Source organism: Knoellia terrae (assembly GCF_048606435.1).
GTDB classification, from domain to species: domain Bacteria; phylum Actinomycetota; class Actinomycetes; order Actinomycetales; family Dermatophilaceae; genus Knoellia; species Knoellia terrae.
Genome location: NZ_JBMBWH010000009.1, coordinates 1 through 15,420, shown reverse-complemented (window position 1 = coordinate 15,420; position 15,420 = coordinate 1). Strand labels below are relative to the sequence as shown.

Annotated in this window: 11 protein-coding genes; 7 read left to right on the top strand and 4 right to left on the bottom strand. The window is 66.2% G+C overall.

All coding sequences use genetic code 11. The features are described from left to right. Nucleotides 1-11 precede the first annotated feature (11 nt). Both ACOJV9_RS12760 and ACOJV9_RS12755 read right to left on the bottom strand, forming a co-directional pair. The gene (locus ACOJV9_RS12760) at nucleotides 12-1,661 is read right to left on the bottom strand and encodes a hypothetical protein (protein WP_420185596.1); all 1,650 of its coding nucleotides are present in this window, start codon (nucleotides 1,659-1,661) and stop codon (nucleotides 12-14) included. Nucleotides 1,662-1,681: 20 nt separating this feature from the next. After that, a complete protein-coding gene (locus ACOJV9_RS12755) occupies nucleotides 1,682-3,490 on the bottom strand; it encodes a hypothetical protein (protein WP_420185595.1) in 1,809 nt (602 codons plus the stop codon). A gap of 80 nt (nucleotides 3,491-3,570) precedes the next feature. Here ACOJV9_RS12755 and ACOJV9_RS12750 point away from each other — a divergent pair, with 80 nt between their 5' ends. The 4 genes from ACOJV9_RS12750 to ACOJV9_RS12735 all read left to right on the top strand — a co-directional run bounded on the left by ACOJV9_RS12750 (nucleotide 3,571) and on the right by ACOJV9_RS12735 (nucleotide 9,265). Next, entirely contained in the window at nucleotides 3,571-4,269 is a 699-nt protein-coding gene (locus ACOJV9_RS12750; RefSeq protein WP_420185594.1) for a class I SAM-dependent methyltransferase, read from the top strand. A gap of 335 nt (nucleotides 4,270-4,604) precedes the next feature. Beyond that, complete coding sequence (locus ACOJV9_RS12745) at nucleotides 4,605-6,923, top strand: spermidine synthase (protein WP_420185593.1); 2,319 nt, start codon at nucleotides 4,605-4,607, stop codon at nucleotides 6,921-6,923. A gap of 243 nt (nucleotides 6,924-7,166) precedes the next feature. After that, entirely contained in the window at nucleotides 7,167-8,261 is a 1,095-nt protein-coding gene (locus tag ACOJV9_RS12740; protein WP_420185592.1) for a DegT/DnrJ/EryC1/StrS family aminotransferase, read from the top strand. A gap of 5 nt (nucleotides 8,262-8,266) precedes the next feature. Further along, nucleotides 8,267-9,265 (top strand): Gfo/Idh/MocA family protein, encoded by a 999-nt coding sequence (locus ACOJV9_RS12735; protein ID WP_420185733.1) that lies wholly within the window; start codon nucleotides 8,267-8,269, stop codon nucleotides 9,263-9,265. A 161-nt stretch (nucleotides 9,266-9,426) separates the two neighbouring features. Here ACOJV9_RS12735 and ACOJV9_RS12730 read toward each other — a convergent pair whose 3' ends face one another. Together ACOJV9_RS12730 and ahcY are read right to left on the bottom strand one after the other, a co-directional pair. Beyond that, complete coding sequence (locus tag ACOJV9_RS12730; protein ID WP_420185591.1) at nucleotides 9,427-11,451, bottom strand: acyltransferase family protein; 2,025 nt, start codon at nucleotides 11,449-11,451, stop codon at nucleotides 9,427-9,429. Between the two features lie 342 nt (nucleotides 11,452-11,793). Further along, a complete protein-coding gene (gene ahcY, locus ACOJV9_RS12725; protein WP_420185590.1) occupies nucleotides 11,794-13,230 on the bottom strand; it encodes an adenosylhomocysteinase in 1,437 nt (478 codons plus the stop codon). 167 nt (nucleotides 13,231-13,397) lie between these two features. Between ahcY and ACOJV9_RS12720 the strand changes: the two genes are divergently transcribed. The 3 genes from ACOJV9_RS12720 to ACOJV9_RS12710 all read left to right on the top strand — a co-directional run bounded on the left by ACOJV9_RS12720 (nucleotide 13,398) and on the right by ACOJV9_RS12710 (nucleotide 15,337). Next, nucleotides 13,398-13,688, top strand: a complete 291-nt coding sequence (locus ACOJV9_RS12720; RefSeq protein WP_420185589.1) for a hypothetical protein — start codon at nucleotides 13,398-13,400, stop codon at nucleotides 13,686-13,688. Between the two features lie 69 nt (nucleotides 13,689-13,757). Next, nucleotides 13,758-14,774, top strand: a complete 1,017-nt coding sequence (locus ACOJV9_RS12715) for a DUF808 domain-containing protein (protein WP_420185588.1) — start codon at nucleotides 13,758-13,760, stop codon at nucleotides 14,772-14,774. Nucleotides 14,775-14,779: 5 nt separating this feature from the next. Further along, entirely contained in the window at nucleotides 14,780-15,337 is a 558-nt protein-coding gene (locus tag ACOJV9_RS12710; RefSeq protein WP_420185587.1) for a YbaK/EbsC family protein, read from the top strand. Nucleotides 15,338-15,420 lie beyond the last annotated feature (83 nt).

Here is a 15,420-nt window from a genome sequence, read left to right as displayed (position 1 = left end):
ATCCTCGGCCGTCACCCCACCCGCACGGCCGTGAGCCCTGGCACGCAGGCATACCGTTCTCGCACCCGCTGTTCCGGTTCGGTCGACAGCACGACAGGCGCCTTGGCCTGTTCCAACAGCTCGCACTCCTGCGCGACGGACAGCCGGGCCTGCGGGGCACGCTCCCGGGTCGCCTCGACGCGGAACGTGTCTAGTAGGATTCGAGTGACCGAATCCGTCGTCGGGTTACCCCCGAGCCATACCACCGTCGACTCCGGAGCTCGCGCACTCGAGAGCGCGGTCAACACCCGCGACGCGTCCACCGTCGTCCAGGCGCCGGCCTGAGAACCCCAAGGCAGCAGAAGGCCGTAAGCCACACACACGGCGACGACTACCGTGCCGACGCGACTCGCGACAATCCTTGCGCCTGTGCCCCTTGCGAGGAGGCGGTCGGCCAAGACGGCAGAGGCAGCAGCAAGCGGGGAAAGGCCCAGCAGCGCGGACTGCCACAGCAGCTTGCTCGGGTAGTAGTGCAACAAGGCCACACCCAACCCGATGGAAAGCATGACGGCCAACAGCGACGGGATCACCGCCAGGACGGCGACACAGCGGACCTGCGGGTCGTGTTCCCTGACCGCCAGCGCCACGCACGACGCGAGCCCTAGCCCGAGGAGCACAAGCGGCACAGGACTGTCGGGGCCGGTTTCCGTGGCGTGGTCGATACCGACTCCCTGGACCACTGCGAGAACTGCTGGAGCACCCAGCGTAAGTGCCGCGACTGCCAGGACGACGACGGCGATCATTCCTCGATTTCCGCGCTCGCGCACGGCCTCCCGCCCACACCACAGGGCTGCTACCGCGACTACGGGGAGCAGCAGTTGCCAAGTGTGGGCCAGCACAACTGTTCCAGAGGCACAGACCGCCAACGACAGCACCTTCCCGCCCCGAACGAGCACCTCGCGCGAGCACACGGCCACAACGGTCGCTGCCAGCAAGGAGTTTTCGTACCCCAGTGCTTGGTAGTTGGCCAAGAAGACGTTCAACAGGGTGGCCGCACCTGCAGCCAGGCCGATGGTCATCGATGCCCATCGGCTCAGCCCGAGACGAACTGCCAGGTCGCGCCCGAGATGCGCCGTCGACAAGGCGAGCAGCGCCGAGAGGAGAAGGCTGCAGAACGCCATGACGCTGAGCAAACGAGTGATCGACGCCGGGTCGAGCCCGGCTCCCTCGAGGGACCACACGGCCGCGAGCAGCGAGTGCCAGCCGTGGGGGTATCCCTCCACCGTGTAGGAGAGGTTCCCTTGGACCCACGTGTCGGCGGCGTACACGACATGACGAGGGTGGTCGCCGTTGAGAAACCAGGCGATGCCGTCCGGCGCTCCCCGCAGGGCTCCCGCACCCGCGACCGCGGAGACGCCCAGGGCCGGCAGGGCGAGCACGAGACCGGCGAGCCGGTCGTGTCCGCCAGACTCTGGCCGCAGTCGGAGCACCATGGTGGTTGACACCGCGAGCGCCATGACGAGCACCGCGCCGGACCACGCAGGTGACTGCAGGAGCGCCCAGTTCAGGAGTCCGGCGCCCACCGCGATCGAGAACACCAGGGCCATTGCCAGGACGATGGCGGCGCCGAGGTCGCCACCGGCCGGCGTCCCGACTGCCCCCGCCGCCGGTCGCTCGGTCACCGCCGGTAGTTGGTCAAGAGTCACGGCAATATCACCTCAGTGGCTGGCGCGCAACCGAACCGTTGGCGGACGTCGTCGGTCGGCGCTCGCGAAAGGACGACCGGCCGGGCCACGGAGGTGAGGAGAGCACACTGCTCCTCGGTTTCCCGGGGTGCCAGCCCCAGAGGCGCTGTGGTGGCGGTTGCCGTGTAGAAATCGAGGAGAAGCTGACTCGTGGCGTCGTCGGTCGCCGTGCCGACGCGCCAGACCACGGTGGCCGACGGCGCCGCCTCCGCGGTGACGGTATCGATCACGGTCCTTCCGTCGGCGGCCGACCATGACCCTGTGATCCCCAGCACCGGGGTGGCCGCACACAGGAGCAAGACCAAGCCGCCCACAGAACCCGCCAGCACCAGGGCAGGTCGTCCCACTCGGGGCTCGTCCTGGGCCTGTTTGACCAGATGCGCTGCGGCTGCGCCAACCAAGGGCAGTCCGAGGGCGGTCGCCGTCCACAGCGTCTTGTTGGGGTAGTACGAGTCCAGTCCGACGCCTGCCAGGGCGGCAAGACCGAGCGCGGTGATGAGCGCCGCACCCACCGCAGTCGCGCACGCGGGGAGCCCCGAACGTGGTCGGGTCCCGAACAGCACGGCCGCGCTCATCGCGACGACAGCGAGCCAGGCCAGTGCGGGCGGTGGCACGTCCCCCGCAACAGCCGCTGCCTCAAACCCGTAGCCGCGTGCCACCCCGAGCAGCCCTGGCACGGCAACAGCAGCGGACAGGACCAGGAGCGCCGCATCCCCGACAAGGACTCGCGTCGAGGGACGCCTGCGCCAGCGGTCACCCAGAACAAGGACGAGAAGTGCGGCGACCACCGGCAGGAGAACCTGCCACACGTGCGCGATCAGGGCGCCACTGATCGCGACGACGAGCAGCGCACCTCGGTCGGCGCGGGCCTCCATCACCTGCAGGACTGCCACGGCCACCACGAGGAGGGCAAGAACGGATGTCTCGAAGCCGCGGGGAACATAGGCCCCGTAGAACCATGGCCCCAAGATCAGGAAGCCCGCGGCTGCACCGGCGAGGCCGCTCAGCACCGGACCACCACCCGCCCGGCGGTGCAGCCCTGCGGCTGTCAGTGCAAGTGCAAGGGGTACCAGTGCCAGGACCATCCAGGTGGCAAGAGACTGGAGTCGGATGAGCTCGGCGAGGCCCGCCTCGTCCCGCTCGGAGCCGGTCGCCGACCACATCAGCGCCAACGCCCCGTGCCATGCGCGGGGATACGTCTGGTTGACGTACTCCACTCCACCGGCGTCGATCGTGCGGGTCACGAGCCCGAGGTGCCGGACGTGGTCGCCAGAGAGGAACCAGGACGTCATTGTGCCCAGCTGGCTCACCGCAAGCGCACCTCCAATGACGGTCATGAGCGCAGTTGGTGCAGTCGCAAGACCAAGTTCAGCCCACGAACGCGTTCCCGGGGCCCTGGCGACAGAAAGCAAGGGCGCTGCGACGAGCGCTGGTACCAGGGCTGCCAACAGGAGCCGTCCGGACCAGGGAGACGACATCACGTCCACCCCAAGGAGTCCGAAAAGCAGAGTCATGGCGCCGGCAGCAGCGATCACCAGAACACCTGCCAAGGGCAGTCGCTCGATCGCACCCCGCATGCCAGTGCGCCCAGATGCCGCCAGAGTCATCACGCTGACCAAAAGCCACCCAAGAGGCAAGCCCAACAGTGCGCAGACCATGGCAACGGCCATGCCCACGAGCGCCACAATCCCTTGCGTGCTCATCAGAGGCAAAGGCCCGACGGTCAACCTGCCCTCCTGAGTGATCATCTGCCCGGTTGCCGCCATGCGGACACGATAGGTGCACTCCTCGCGTCGACGTGGCGTGTTCCCGGCACGTCGGCGCGCGGCCCGGGCAGGATGCCTCCATGCCCATCCCTCGATCCGTCTCACTGCACATTCGCAATCTCCTGGACAACTGGCTGCCTGCATCCATGCGCGACAGCAAGATCGTCATGGCGCCGCTGTTGCGCCTCGCCCTCGGTCGGCACGCGCGCGAGTTCATGGTCTTCAAGAGCGGAGCCTTCGAAATGTCGGCCGAGGCGTTCGCCGACGTGTACCGGCGCGTGGCCGGCTCCGAGGTCCAAGGGGAGACTGACCTCAACGCCGCCTGCACCGAGGCGATTCTTCAGCAGGTAAAGGGCCGGAGTGTCCTTGAAGTCGGATGTGGCAGAGGCTGGCTCGCGGAGCGCCTCGTGCAGGTGGCAAGCGAGGTCACGGCGTCGGACATCGTCCTGGGAGATGTGATGCAGGGAATAGAGGGCGTGACCTTCGACCAAGCGAACGTGGAGGCCCTCCCCTATGCCGACGACTCATTTGACGTCGTCGTTTGCACGCATACCCTCGAGCACGTCCAGAACCTGCCCCGTGCACTGGCTGAGCTCCGCCGCGTCGCTGCAGAACACCTCATCATCGTCGTGCCGAAGGAGCGACCGTACCGCTACAGCTTCAACCTTCATCTGCACTTCTTTCCGTATCCCTGGTCATGGCAGGCGGTCGCAGGCATCGTGCCCGGCGCCACATTGCTGGATCTCGACGATTGGTTCTACGTCGAACCCACACGATGAGTCGCGTCGATGCACTCGTCGCGGGCGTGAGGGAGTAGTTCGCCAAGAGGCGGAGGCCTTGGTACCGACTGAGAACGGCAACAGCGCCGGTGGCGCGGCTCTCCCCGGCTAGCAGCTCGTTGACGGCCAGGTGGAGCTGCGCAGGCGACTTAATGTGTCGAACACACCGTTCGGCTGTCGTGAACTCCTCAGGAACGCGTCGATGTCTTCAACGTGTGATGCGGCCGCGCCGACGGAGCCAACGGAGGTTGCTCCTCCTCGCCGACGCAAATGGGCCAATCACCCAACGATGCAGCACGTCCCGAACTAGTCTGCTGCCGACATAGGAGGGGTCCATGAACGAAGCCATCATCACCACCCGCACGCCGACGCCGACGCCGACGCCGAGGACGGACGTGGAAGAGGAACTGACTGCCGCCCGTGCGACGTCAAGACGAACGGGCGTGTCGGCGCCGCGACTGCTTCGATTCGGCTTGGTGGGCCTCTTCACCCTGACCGCCTTCGTCGGCGCTTCGCTTCTCTTCGTCGTGCAACCGCTCATTGCGCGGATCGTGCTTCCCTCCTACGGGGGATCGGCCACAGTGTGGAGCACGAGCAGCCTTTTCTTCCAGTTGCTGTTGCTCTTGGGTTACCTGTACTCGCACGTAGCGACCCGTCGCCTCGGCGCCCGCTGGCAGCCCCCGGTGCACCTACTCGTTCTCTTGGCACCGCTCGTTGTGCTTCCGGTGGCCTTGCCTCTCGACGCAGTGCCCGACGCCGAAGCCTCCCCTGTCCTATGGCTGCTGCGGACCCTCGTCCTGATGATCGGGCTACCCTTCGTCGTCATCTCCACCTCCGGTCCGCTGATCCAGCGGTGGTACTCGTGGTCAGGAGGCCCTCGGGCGGATGACCCATACTTTCTGTTTGCGGCGAGCAATGTCGGAAGCTTCGTGGGGCTCCTTGCCTACCCCTTCCTCATCGAACCTTTCCTGACGGTTGACCAACAGCGTGTCGCCTGGTCGGGAGCATTTGTTTTCTTCGCCCTACTGACCGCCCTCTGCGGGGTCGTGACGCGCATCAGAGCGCTCAGCGGCAGCCGAATCCAATCCCCGGAGGGAGAACTTGGCGCTGCTCGCATGCCCATAGCGAACGCTGCAGTCCAAGGCATCAGCCGCCATCGCCGGGCAACCTGGGTCGCAGCCAGTTTCCTGCCGTCCGCAATGATGCTGGCGGTCACCTCTCACATCAGCACGGATGTCGCCGCGATCCCTCTCCTGTGGGTGATGCCGTTGGCCATCTATCTTGCGACCTTCGTCCTTGCGTTCGGTCGGACGTCCCGAGTCACTCCCATGGCTGTCAACCGGGCTGCCATCATTGCGACCATCGCTGCAGCCGCCATCTACCCCGTGAGCGCATACACGCCCGTATGGGTCGTCGTCCCATTGCTCCTGACGATGCTGGCCGTTGTGGCGTACGCGGCGCACGCGAAGCTGGCGGCCGATCGCCCCGGTGTTGAGCATCTGACTGGTTACTACCTGATCGTGTCCATAGGCGGCGCCCTCGGGGGAGTGCTCAACGGACTGATAGCCCCCATCCTGTTCGACAGGGTGTGGGAGTACGCGCTGCTTCTCATAGTGGTTCCCCTGTTGCTGTCTCGGGACGCCGACTCGGGATCCCGGTTAGTGGCCTACGCCTCTCGACATTGGGTCGCCCTGGTCATCACGGTTCTTGGCAGTGTCGTGCTGCTCCGCATACCGACGTTCTCCCTCATGGCTGGTCGTGCCACCGGTGGCCTGCTGACGGCACTTGTCGTCGTCATTGTCGGAGCCTGGGCAATCAGCGGTTCGGGACGTCGCATTGCCGTTCTGGCCCTGACAGTGTTCATGGTCACGTGCTTCATTGATGCCGGGCGTGGGGCTCTGGAACACCGACGCACCTTCTACGGCAGCTACCGCGTGCTGGCAACTGAGGGAAAGCACGTGTTTATGCACGGCACGACCATTCACGGGTTGCAGTGGCAGAACGACCTCCGTAGTGAGCCCACTTCATACTTCTCACGATCCGGCCCGCTCGGCGATGTGTTCGCCCAGCCGAACTTGGTCGACGTCGCCACCGTCGGGCTTGGCGCCGGCACCGTCGCGGCACACGGCAAGGAGGGGCAGCGGTTCTCCTTCATCGAAATCGACCCCGCAGTCGTCGACATCGCCAAGGATTCTCGGTTCTTCACCTACCTTGCTGATTCCAAGGCGGACATCGACGTCGAGGTCGGTGACGGACGCCTAGCACTCGAGAACATGCCCGACGCGTCGAAGGACTTGATTCTGCTCGACGCATTCAGCTCCGACTCCATCCCCGTCCACCTCCTGACGGTGGAGGCAATGCGTACGTACGCCTCGAAATTGCGACCGGGTGGGCTACTGGTTGTGCACATCAGCAACCGGGTGTTCGATCTCCGACCGGTAGTGCGTGGCGCCGCCAACGACCTCGGGTGGCAGGCGGCCTTCGGCAGCAAGGGCGAGACGAACGAAGGGAGTAGCAGAAGTCAATGGGTTGCGCTGTCGTCGAACGCCGCTCGTATCTCGACGCTGCAGGGCAAGCAGGGCTGGGGGGCGTTGACCGAGGAGTCCCTGACGTGGACGGATGACTACTCCTCCGTGCTATCCGTCCTGCGCTAGCTGCACTCAACCCCGAAGGACCGTGGTCCGAGCGCAGCGGTCTCTGGCCGAAGCACCGGGCAGTGTCCTCGTAGGGCAGGTGAGGGCGCGGGATGTTATTCACGCACAGCCTTCGCGCGGCCATGTTGGCAGGAGAAAGACGCGAGATTGGCTAAGTTGGCCGGGCGTCGGTCGTTGCTCGTCCCACGACCGCTACGGATTCTGAGTAGGACGGCGGGATCCCCTACGTGTAGAGGAGTGCGCATGAGCACGAGAACGATCATTGCTGCTGCGCAGCCGCTCATTGGCGAGGAGGAACGTGCTGCTGTCGACAAGGTGCTCGCCAGTGGCATGCTCGCCCAAGGCCCTGAAGTGGCGGCGTTCGAGTCGGAGTTCGCCGAGCACTTCAACCTGGGTCGCACCTGCGTGGCGCTGAGCTCGGGGACCGCCGGACTGCACCTCGGCCTGTTGGCGGCCGGCATCGGCCCCGGCGACGAGGTAGTCGTCCCCTCGTTTACCTTCGCGGCCACCGCCAACGCCGTGGCGCTCACCGGCGCCACACCCGTCTTCGCCGACATCGACCCCGACACCTACTGCCTCACGGCCGACTCGGTTGAGTCCCACCTGACCCAGTACACCACCGCAGTCATGCCGGTGCACCTCTACGGCCATCCCGCCGACATGACGTCACTGACAGAGCTGGCCGAACGGCGTGGTCTGCGGCTTTTCGAAGACGCGGCGCAGGCGCACGGCGCCTCATGGCGAGGCACTCCCGTGGGTGCCTTCGGGGAGTTCGCGATGTTCTCGCTCTATCCCACGAAGAACATGACGTCCGGCGAGGGCGGCATGGTCACCGTTGCCGATGGCGACATCGAGCGACGACTGAGGCTCCTGCGCAACCAAGGGATGGAGACGCGCTACGAGAACGAGATCGTCGGCTACAACGCTCGGATGACCGACATCCATGCGGCCATCGGCCGCGAGCAACTGCGCAAGGTTGGCGCTTGGACCAGCCAGCGGCAGCACAATGCGCAGCACCTGTCTGAGCGGATCGAGGGTGTCGCTGTCCCCAGGGTCGTCGACGGCGCGGTCCACGTCTTCCACCAGTACACGATTCGCGTGCCCGAGGACCGGGACGGCTTCGCGCAGGCCCTTCTGGACGAGCACGGCGTGGCGACCGGCGCTTTCTACCGCGTGCCGACGCACCGCCTACCTGCCTTTGCTGCGACAGCCGACCTCCCGGAGACGATGAGAGCGGCCGACGAGGTGCTCTCGCTTCCTGTGCATCCAGGGCTCAGTGAGGCCGACCTCGACCACGTCGTCCACGCCGTCAACAACCTCGTGGGAGCCGGAGCGTGAGCCCCGTGCGACCGCTTCGTGCCGGGCTGCTTGGTCTCGGGATGATGGGGCGCCACCATGCCCGGATCCTGAGCGGGCTCGAGGGAGTCGAGCTCGTCGCCGTGGCCGACCCGTCCGGTGACGTTCATGGAGTCGCAGGTGGCCGGCCGGTCGAGAGTGACGTGCAGTCGCTCCTGACCCACGGCCTGGACTACTGCGTCGTGGCCGTTCCGGCCGTCCACCACGAGGAGGTGGGCCTAGCGCTGGCGGCTGCCGGGGTACACACCATGATCGAGAAGCCGCTGGCCCTCGACTCCGGCACTGCCAGGCGACTGTCGGCCGCTTTCGGCGCCGCCGGTCTCGTGGGCGCGGTGGGGTACGTCGAGCGCTACAACCCTGCGTTGCAGCAGGCCCGGAAGAGGGTAGCCGCAGGTGAGCTGGGTGAGCTCTACCAGGTGGTGACGCGGAGGCAGGGCCCCTTCCCCACCCGGATCTCGAACGTCGGCGTCGTCAAGGACCTAGGGACCCACGACATAGATCTCACCGCGTGGGTGACCCAGCAGAGCTTCGTCTCCGTGGCCGCGCGAACCGCCTACCGCTCGGGTCGTGAGGCCGAGGACCTCGTCGCCGTCGTGGCGCAGCTCTCCGAGGGAACCATCACCAACCATCTGGTCAACTGGCTTTCTCCATTCAAGGAGCGTGTCACGGTCCTGACCGGCAGCAAGGGGGCCTTCATCGCCGACACCCTGACGGCCGACCTGTCGTTCTACGCCAACGGCCGCGTGGAACAGGAGTCGTGGGATCAGATTGCCAACTTCCGGGGCGTGACCGAGGGAGACGTCGTGCGCTATGCAATAGCCAAGCCTGAACCTCTTCAGGTGGAGCACGAGCAGTTCCGGGACGCCCTCCTCGGCAAAGATGCCGACATTGTCACGATGGATCAGGGGCTCGCGACGGTTCGGGTCACCGAAGCCGTGCTCGAGTCGGCCCACACCGGTCAGACGGTCGACGCGACCCTCGGGTGACCCCGATCGAGGGACTGATCCGTCGAAACGGGTGCCCTCCCCACCGCACCCAGGGTCCGCCCTCTGCTCCTGCCGCCACGGAGAACAGTGCACAGCACGGAGGACGCCCACGAGCACGAGGCAAAGGGGCGTGGGTTTCCGGAAGCCGTCACATGGAGCGCTTATGTCGTGGAGTCGAGCGCGCTCTTGAACAGGCCCGTGAGAGCGCCACTCGCGTGCACACTGATGTGACTCCAGTTCGTGTAGAGCGGCGCCGAATCTCGGCTGGTTGAACAAAAACCGTCACGGCAAAAGAAGTTCCACGGGTCGACCAGTCGGCTGTCCGTGGCTTCAGCGACGCGAGTCAGCGCAGCCCGCGCCTCACCATGAATATCCTCGGCCTCGGACTCGGGGAGGACATCCGAACAGTCACCATTGTGGATATCGAGAGTCGAGCAGCGCTCTGGCTGATAGCGCTCGTGGAGAGGGACAGTCTGCACGAGGATCACGTCGTGACCGGTCCGCCGGAGTGCCGTGACAGTTCGCACCAAAGCACGCTCCCAATACCTCACCTTGTCTGCTGGTACCACCGACGGCAAGCCACCCGGCTCCGTCACGGCCCACGACTCCCCGGCCCAGTAGGTGTCGGCGCCAGCGATGATCACCGTGCCTGCCCGTTCCGTCATCAACGCTTCGAACACCGATTCGTTGTGCTCGAAGCATGTGGACTTCTGATTCAGCAGCCCTACTTGAAGTTCCCTAGTAAAGGGGCAGTTGTACGCCATCGATATGGCCATGGGTCGATCGAGTGATGTGGCGGCGCCAAGGACACCCGTACCGAAGTGGCCCGCGTGTGAGTCGCCCACCAGGTAGACGGGCGGACCGGGCGCCACGGTGTTCCAGCGGCAGAAATTGTCATCCCGCGCAACACAGGAGCCCGCGGGGTGCGGCGTCTTGGATGCCTGAAAGGTCTGGACCTGTCGGCTTCCGAAACCATTCATCGCGGCCGCTCCAGCAGCTCCAGCCACGAGCACGGGGGCCAAAAAAGTGATCGGGACAATGACACGTAGACGGCGGGAGACGTGCATGCCTTTCACGTGGTGCGGGCTTCGAAGGGGTTGCTCCACCCAGCGGTAGGACGCCACCGCTGGCAACCAACAGGCACATACCGCCAAGACAGCCACAAGTGTTCGTCCTGGCCATAACTGACTGGCAATCACGACGAAGGGCCAATGCCACAGATACAAGGAGTACGACCAGTCTCCGATGCGCGTCAAAGGAGGGCTGGACAAGGATCGGCTCACGAAACTATCCGGCCTGCCACCTGCATAGAGGACTAGCAACGTTCCCGTGACCGGCAACAAAGCAGCGACGCCTGGGAACGTCGACGCCTCGGTGATGATCCACAGCGAGGACCCCATCAGCAACGCGCCCGCGGGACCAAACACGTTGCTGCTTCGCCCAGACGGCTGCGGCAGTCTCCGGATGAGCAAGGCCAGGCCCGCCCCTGCGCAGAACTCCCACGCTCTTGTCAGTGGACTGTAGAACCCCAGCGCACCATTCAGACCCGGGACCGCAACGCCGAAGGTCGGTAACACACCCAGCAGCAGAGAAGTCAGACCGATGCTTCCTACGAGGAAACTCAGGCCGTATCTCGCCTTGGGAAATCTACTCGCGGCCGCCCACCCGCTGGCAAGGACGAGCGGAAACACCAGATAGAACTGCTCCTCGACCGACAACGACCAGGTATGCAGGAGTGGGTTCAGCTCTGCTGCATCGTCGAAATACCCCCCGGTACGGGCCGCGATGACGAAGTTGGCGACCAAGAACAGCGCACCAACACTGGTTTCCACCGCGACCTGCTGCGGCCCGACCGGCGAAAGGAAGAGGGACGATGCAAAGACAGTCACTGACGCCATCACCGCCAGCGCCGGCGTGAGCCGCAGGAAGCGCCGCAGATAGAACTGCGGGAAATTGATTCGTCCTGTTGCCGCCCATTCGCGGGAAAGCATCGTCGTTATGACGAATCCAGAAATGACAAAGAACACATCGACGCCCACAAATCCGCCAGGCACCGGAAGGCCAGCATGGAAGCACAGCACCATGAGCACAGCGACGGCGCGGAGCCCTTGGACGTCAGGACGGTGAGCGGCCGCTGACGGGGCGGTGGGTGAAGCGGGATCTGCCCGAATTGTTTCCCGGTCCACCGTCGGACCCTCCTCCTGAGGCCACACTCATGGCGACCCCATGTACCTAATCCAACTTGGCCTTGGCAGTATCACAGGGGTTCGACCTACCGACACGGCTTTCATGCTCATTGAGCGCGCCGAGGGTAGTGATCCGGCGAGGCCGAAACACTGCTCTGTCCTGCTTCCCTCTCCTTGCGCGTCACCACGGCCCTAGGCGGCCACGACGAAAAGTCCTCCGCCCTGCCGTGGTAATGCCGCGTTGTTCGGCTTGCGGGTCGGTCGACCGACGAGGGCCGGGTATGCCGGGAACGTGAGCTCCCGGCATACCCGGCCTGTGTGTCGTGATGAGTGAGCCTGGGCTCAGTACCGGTAATGGTCCGACTTGTACGGGCCGGCCACGTCGACACCGATGTACTCGGCCTGCTCCTTGGTCAGCTCGGTGAGCTCGACACCGATGGCGTCGAGGTGCAGGCGCGCGACCTTCTCGTCGAGGTGCTTGGGCAGGACGTAGACCTGCTTGTCGTAGTCGTCGTTCTTGGTGAACAGCTCGATCTGGGCGATCGTCTGGTTCGCGAAGGAGTTCGACATGACGAACGACGGGTGGCCCGTGGCGTTGCCGAGGTTGAAGAGGCGACCCTCCGACAGCACGATGATCGAGTTGCCACCGGCGAAGGACCACTCGTGGACCTGCGGCTTGATCTCGGTCTTGGTGACACCCTCGACCTTGGCGAGGCCGGCGATGTCGATCTCGTTGTCGAAGTGGCCGATGTTGGCGACGATCGCCTTGTTCTTCATCTTCGTCATGTGCTCGGCGGTGATGATGTTGAAGTTGCCGGTCGTCGTGACGTAGATGTCGGCGATGTCGAGGACGCTCTCGAGCTTGGCGACCTGGTAGCCCTCCATCGCGGCCTGGAGCGCGCAGATCGGGTCGATCTCGGTGACGATGACGCGAGCGCCCTGGCCACGGAGGGCCTCGGCGCAGCCCTTGCCGACGTCGCCGTAGCCGCAGACGACCGCGACCTTGCCGGCGATGAGCACGTCGGTCGCGCGGTTGAGGCCGTCGATGACGGAGTGGCGGCAGCCGTACTTGTTGTCGAACTTGCTCTTGGTGACCGAGTCGTTGACGTTGATCGCCGGGAAGAGCAGCTCGCCGGCGCGGGCGAGCTCGTAGAGGCGGAGCACGCCGGTGGTGGTCTCCTCGGTGACGCCCTTGATCTCGGCGGAGACCTTCGTCCACTTCTGCGGGTCCGCGGCGAGCGTCTTGCGGACGAGCTCCTTGAAGACGCCGACCTCCTCGGAGTCCTCGTCGTCGGTGGGGGGCACCTGACCGGCGGCCTCCCAAGCACGACCCTTGTGGACGAGCATCGTGGCGTCGCCACCGTCGTCGAGGATCATGTTGGCGCCCTGACCACCGGGCCAGGTGAGGATCTGCTCCGTGCACTCCCAGTACTCGGTCAGGGTCTCGCCCTTCCAGGCGAAGACGGGCACGCCCTGCAGGTCGTCGACGCTGCCCTCGGGCCCGACGACGACGGCCGCGGCGGCCTCGTCCTGAGTGGAGTAGATGTTGCAGGAGGCCCAGCGGACCTCGGCGCCGAGAGCGGTGAGGGTCTCGATGAGCACGGCGGTCTGCACGGTCATGTGCAGCGAGCCGGCGATGCGGGCGCCCTTGAGCGGCTGGGCCGCCCCGAACTCCTCGCGCAGGCTCATGAGGCCGGGCATCTCGTGCTCGGCAAGACGGATCTGGTGACGGCCGGCCTCGGCGAGGCTCAGGTCGGCAACCTTGTAGTCGAAGGACATGCGAAATCTCTTCCTTGTCGAATGGGGTTGGCAGACCCGGCGCAGCCCATCTGGGCGTCCACGAGAGCGGGGTATCACCCGCGCCGGCAGCCCCCATCGTACCGACTCCACGCGGTAGACATGGACGAGCGCGGGGCCGGCCCGCGCGGAGACGAGCGGAGAACCCGATGAGCGAGACCATGGGCACCGGCGGAGCCAGCGGCCAGGACGAGGTGCGCGACGAGGTGCGCCTCGACCTCGACGAGGACAAGCTCGACACGTGGGAGGACGTGCGCGGCGACTATGCCGTCGACCCCGACAGCGACCTGGCCCGCCCCGCGGTCAGCGAGCGCGACGACGACGACGCCGACGCCCCGGCACGCGGTGGGGACGGCGACGACCGCGTCCTCGTCGAGGGTGAGCGGCACGACGACCTCGACATGGCCCCTGACGGCACGAGCGCCGACGAGGACGAGTAGGCACGCTCGTCGTGGGTACGCTGAGCCGGTGCCCCATGACATCCCCCTCACAGACCGACAGGTGACCTGATGGCCGGCGGTCTGTTCGCCCTGCTCGACGACATCGCGGTGCTGGCCAAGGCCGCCGCCGCCTCCGTGGACGACGTCGCGGCCGCGGCCGGGCGCGCGAGCGTCAAGGCCAGCGGTGTCATCGTCGACGACACCGCGGTGACGCCGCAGTACGTCCAGGGCATCGACCCCAAGCGCGAGCTCCCGATCATCAAGAAGATCGCGATCGGGTCGCTGCGCAACAAGCTCCTCTTCATCCTGCCGGCGGCCCTGCTGCTCAGCCAGTTCCTCCCGGCGGCGCTCACGCCGCTGCTGATGATCGGCGGCACCTACCTCTGCTTCGAGGGTGTCGAGAAGATATGGGAGCGGGTCAGCGGCCACACCGAGGACGCGGCCGACAAGGCGCACGAGGCCGGGCTCGTCGCCGACGAGGACACCATCACGAGCGGGGCGATCCGCACCGACTTCATCCTGTCGGCCGAGATCATGGTCATCTCGCTCAACGAGGTGAAGGACGAGGGCTTCCTGCTGCGGGCCGCGATCCTCGCCGTCGTCGCCGTCGCCATCACCGCGCTCGTCTACGGCGTCGTCGCCCTCATCGTCAAGATGGACGACGTCGGTCTCCACCTCGCCGGCAAGACGGGCGCCCAGGCCACGATCGGCCGCGGGCTCGTCGCCGCCATGCCCAAGCTCCTCAGCACCCTCTCGGTGGTCGGCATCGCCGCGATGATCTGGGTTGGCGGGCACATCATCCTCGTGGGGCTCGACGAGCTCAGCCAGTACTGGTCGCCGCTGCACTACCCCTACCAGTGGGTCCACGGCGCCGAGGAGGCCGTCCACGAGGCCACCGGCGCGCTCGGCGGCGTCCTCGGCTGGGTCACCAACACCATCGGCTCGGCCATCCTCGGCCTCATCATCGGCGCCATCGTCGTCGCGATCATGCACGTCATCCCCCGCAAGGGCGGGCACGACGAGCACGCGGCAGTGGCCAAGGACCCGGCCACCGGGGCCGAGGTTCCGACCGACGAGAAGCACTGACCCGTATGCCGTCCGCTCGCGGATCGCTCCACTGGTCGCCTGCGCTCGACCTCCCCGACCTGCTCGCTCCCCCGGTCGCCGCCGCCCTCGGCGAAGCGTCCACGGGAGTCGCGGCAGCGGAGGTGGCGCCCATCGACGCGACGCTCGCCGACACGGCCGCCTTCTGTGCGGCATACGACGTCGCGCCCCAGGCGAGCGCGAACTGCGTCATCGTCGCCGGCAAGCGGGCGGGTGAGACGACGTACGCCGCCGTCATGGTCCTGGCCACCCACCGCGCCGACGTCAACGGCGTGGTGCGGCGGCACCTCGGGGTCCGCAAGATCTCGTTCGCGCCGCACGACGACGCCGTCTCGCTCACCGCCATGGAGTTCGGCGGGATCACCCCGGTCGGCCTCCCCGCAGACTGGCCGGTCCTCGTCGACGCCGCAGTGGCGGCCGCCGGGGACGTGGTCATCGGCAGCGGGATCCGTAGCAGCAAGCTGCTCGTCGGCGGCGCCGCCCTCGCCGAGCTGCCGACCGCCGAGGTGCTCGACCTCGCGCAGCCCGTCTCCCCCACCCCCTGACCTACTGCACCGTAGGAGGGGGTGGATTCAAGCGGTGAAGGAAACACCGGGGTTGTCGTGCTCGGACAGTAGCTTGTCGAGGA

What these genes read in the sequence shown, in the direction of transcription:
- ACOJV9_RS12755 (WP_420185595.1), bottom strand. Translation starts at nt 3,490, where the DNA reads ATGGCGGCAACCGGGCAGATGATCACTCAGGAGGGCAGGTTGACCGTC.
- ACOJV9_RS12750 (WP_420185594.1), top strand. Translation starts at nt 3,571, where the DNA reads ATGCCCATCCCTCGATCCGTCTCACTGCACATTCGCAATCTCCTGGAC.
- ACOJV9_RS12745 (WP_420185593.1), top strand. Translation starts at nt 4,605, where the DNA reads ATGAACGAAGCCATCATCACCACCCGCACGCCGACGCCGACGCCGACG.
- ACOJV9_RS12740 (WP_420185592.1), top strand. Translation starts at nt 7,167, where the DNA reads ATGAGCACGAGAACGATCATTGCTGCTGCGCAGCCGCTCATTGGCGAG.
- ahcY (WP_420185590.1), bottom strand. Translation starts at nt 13,230, where the DNA reads ATGTCCTTCGACTACAAGGTTGCCGACCTGAGCCTCGCCGAGGCCGGC.
- ACOJV9_RS12720 (WP_420185589.1), top strand. Translation starts at nt 13,398, where the DNA reads ATGAGCGAGACCATGGGCACCGGCGGAGCCAGCGGCCAGGACGAGGTG.
- ACOJV9_RS12715 (WP_420185588.1), top strand. Translation starts at nt 13,758, where the DNA reads ATGGCCGGCGGTCTGTTCGCCCTGCTCGACGACATCGCGGTGCTGGCC.
- ACOJV9_RS12710 (WP_420185587.1), top strand. Translation starts at nt 14,780, where the DNA reads ATGCCGTCCGCTCGCGGATCGCTCCACTGGTCGCCTGCGCTCGACCTC.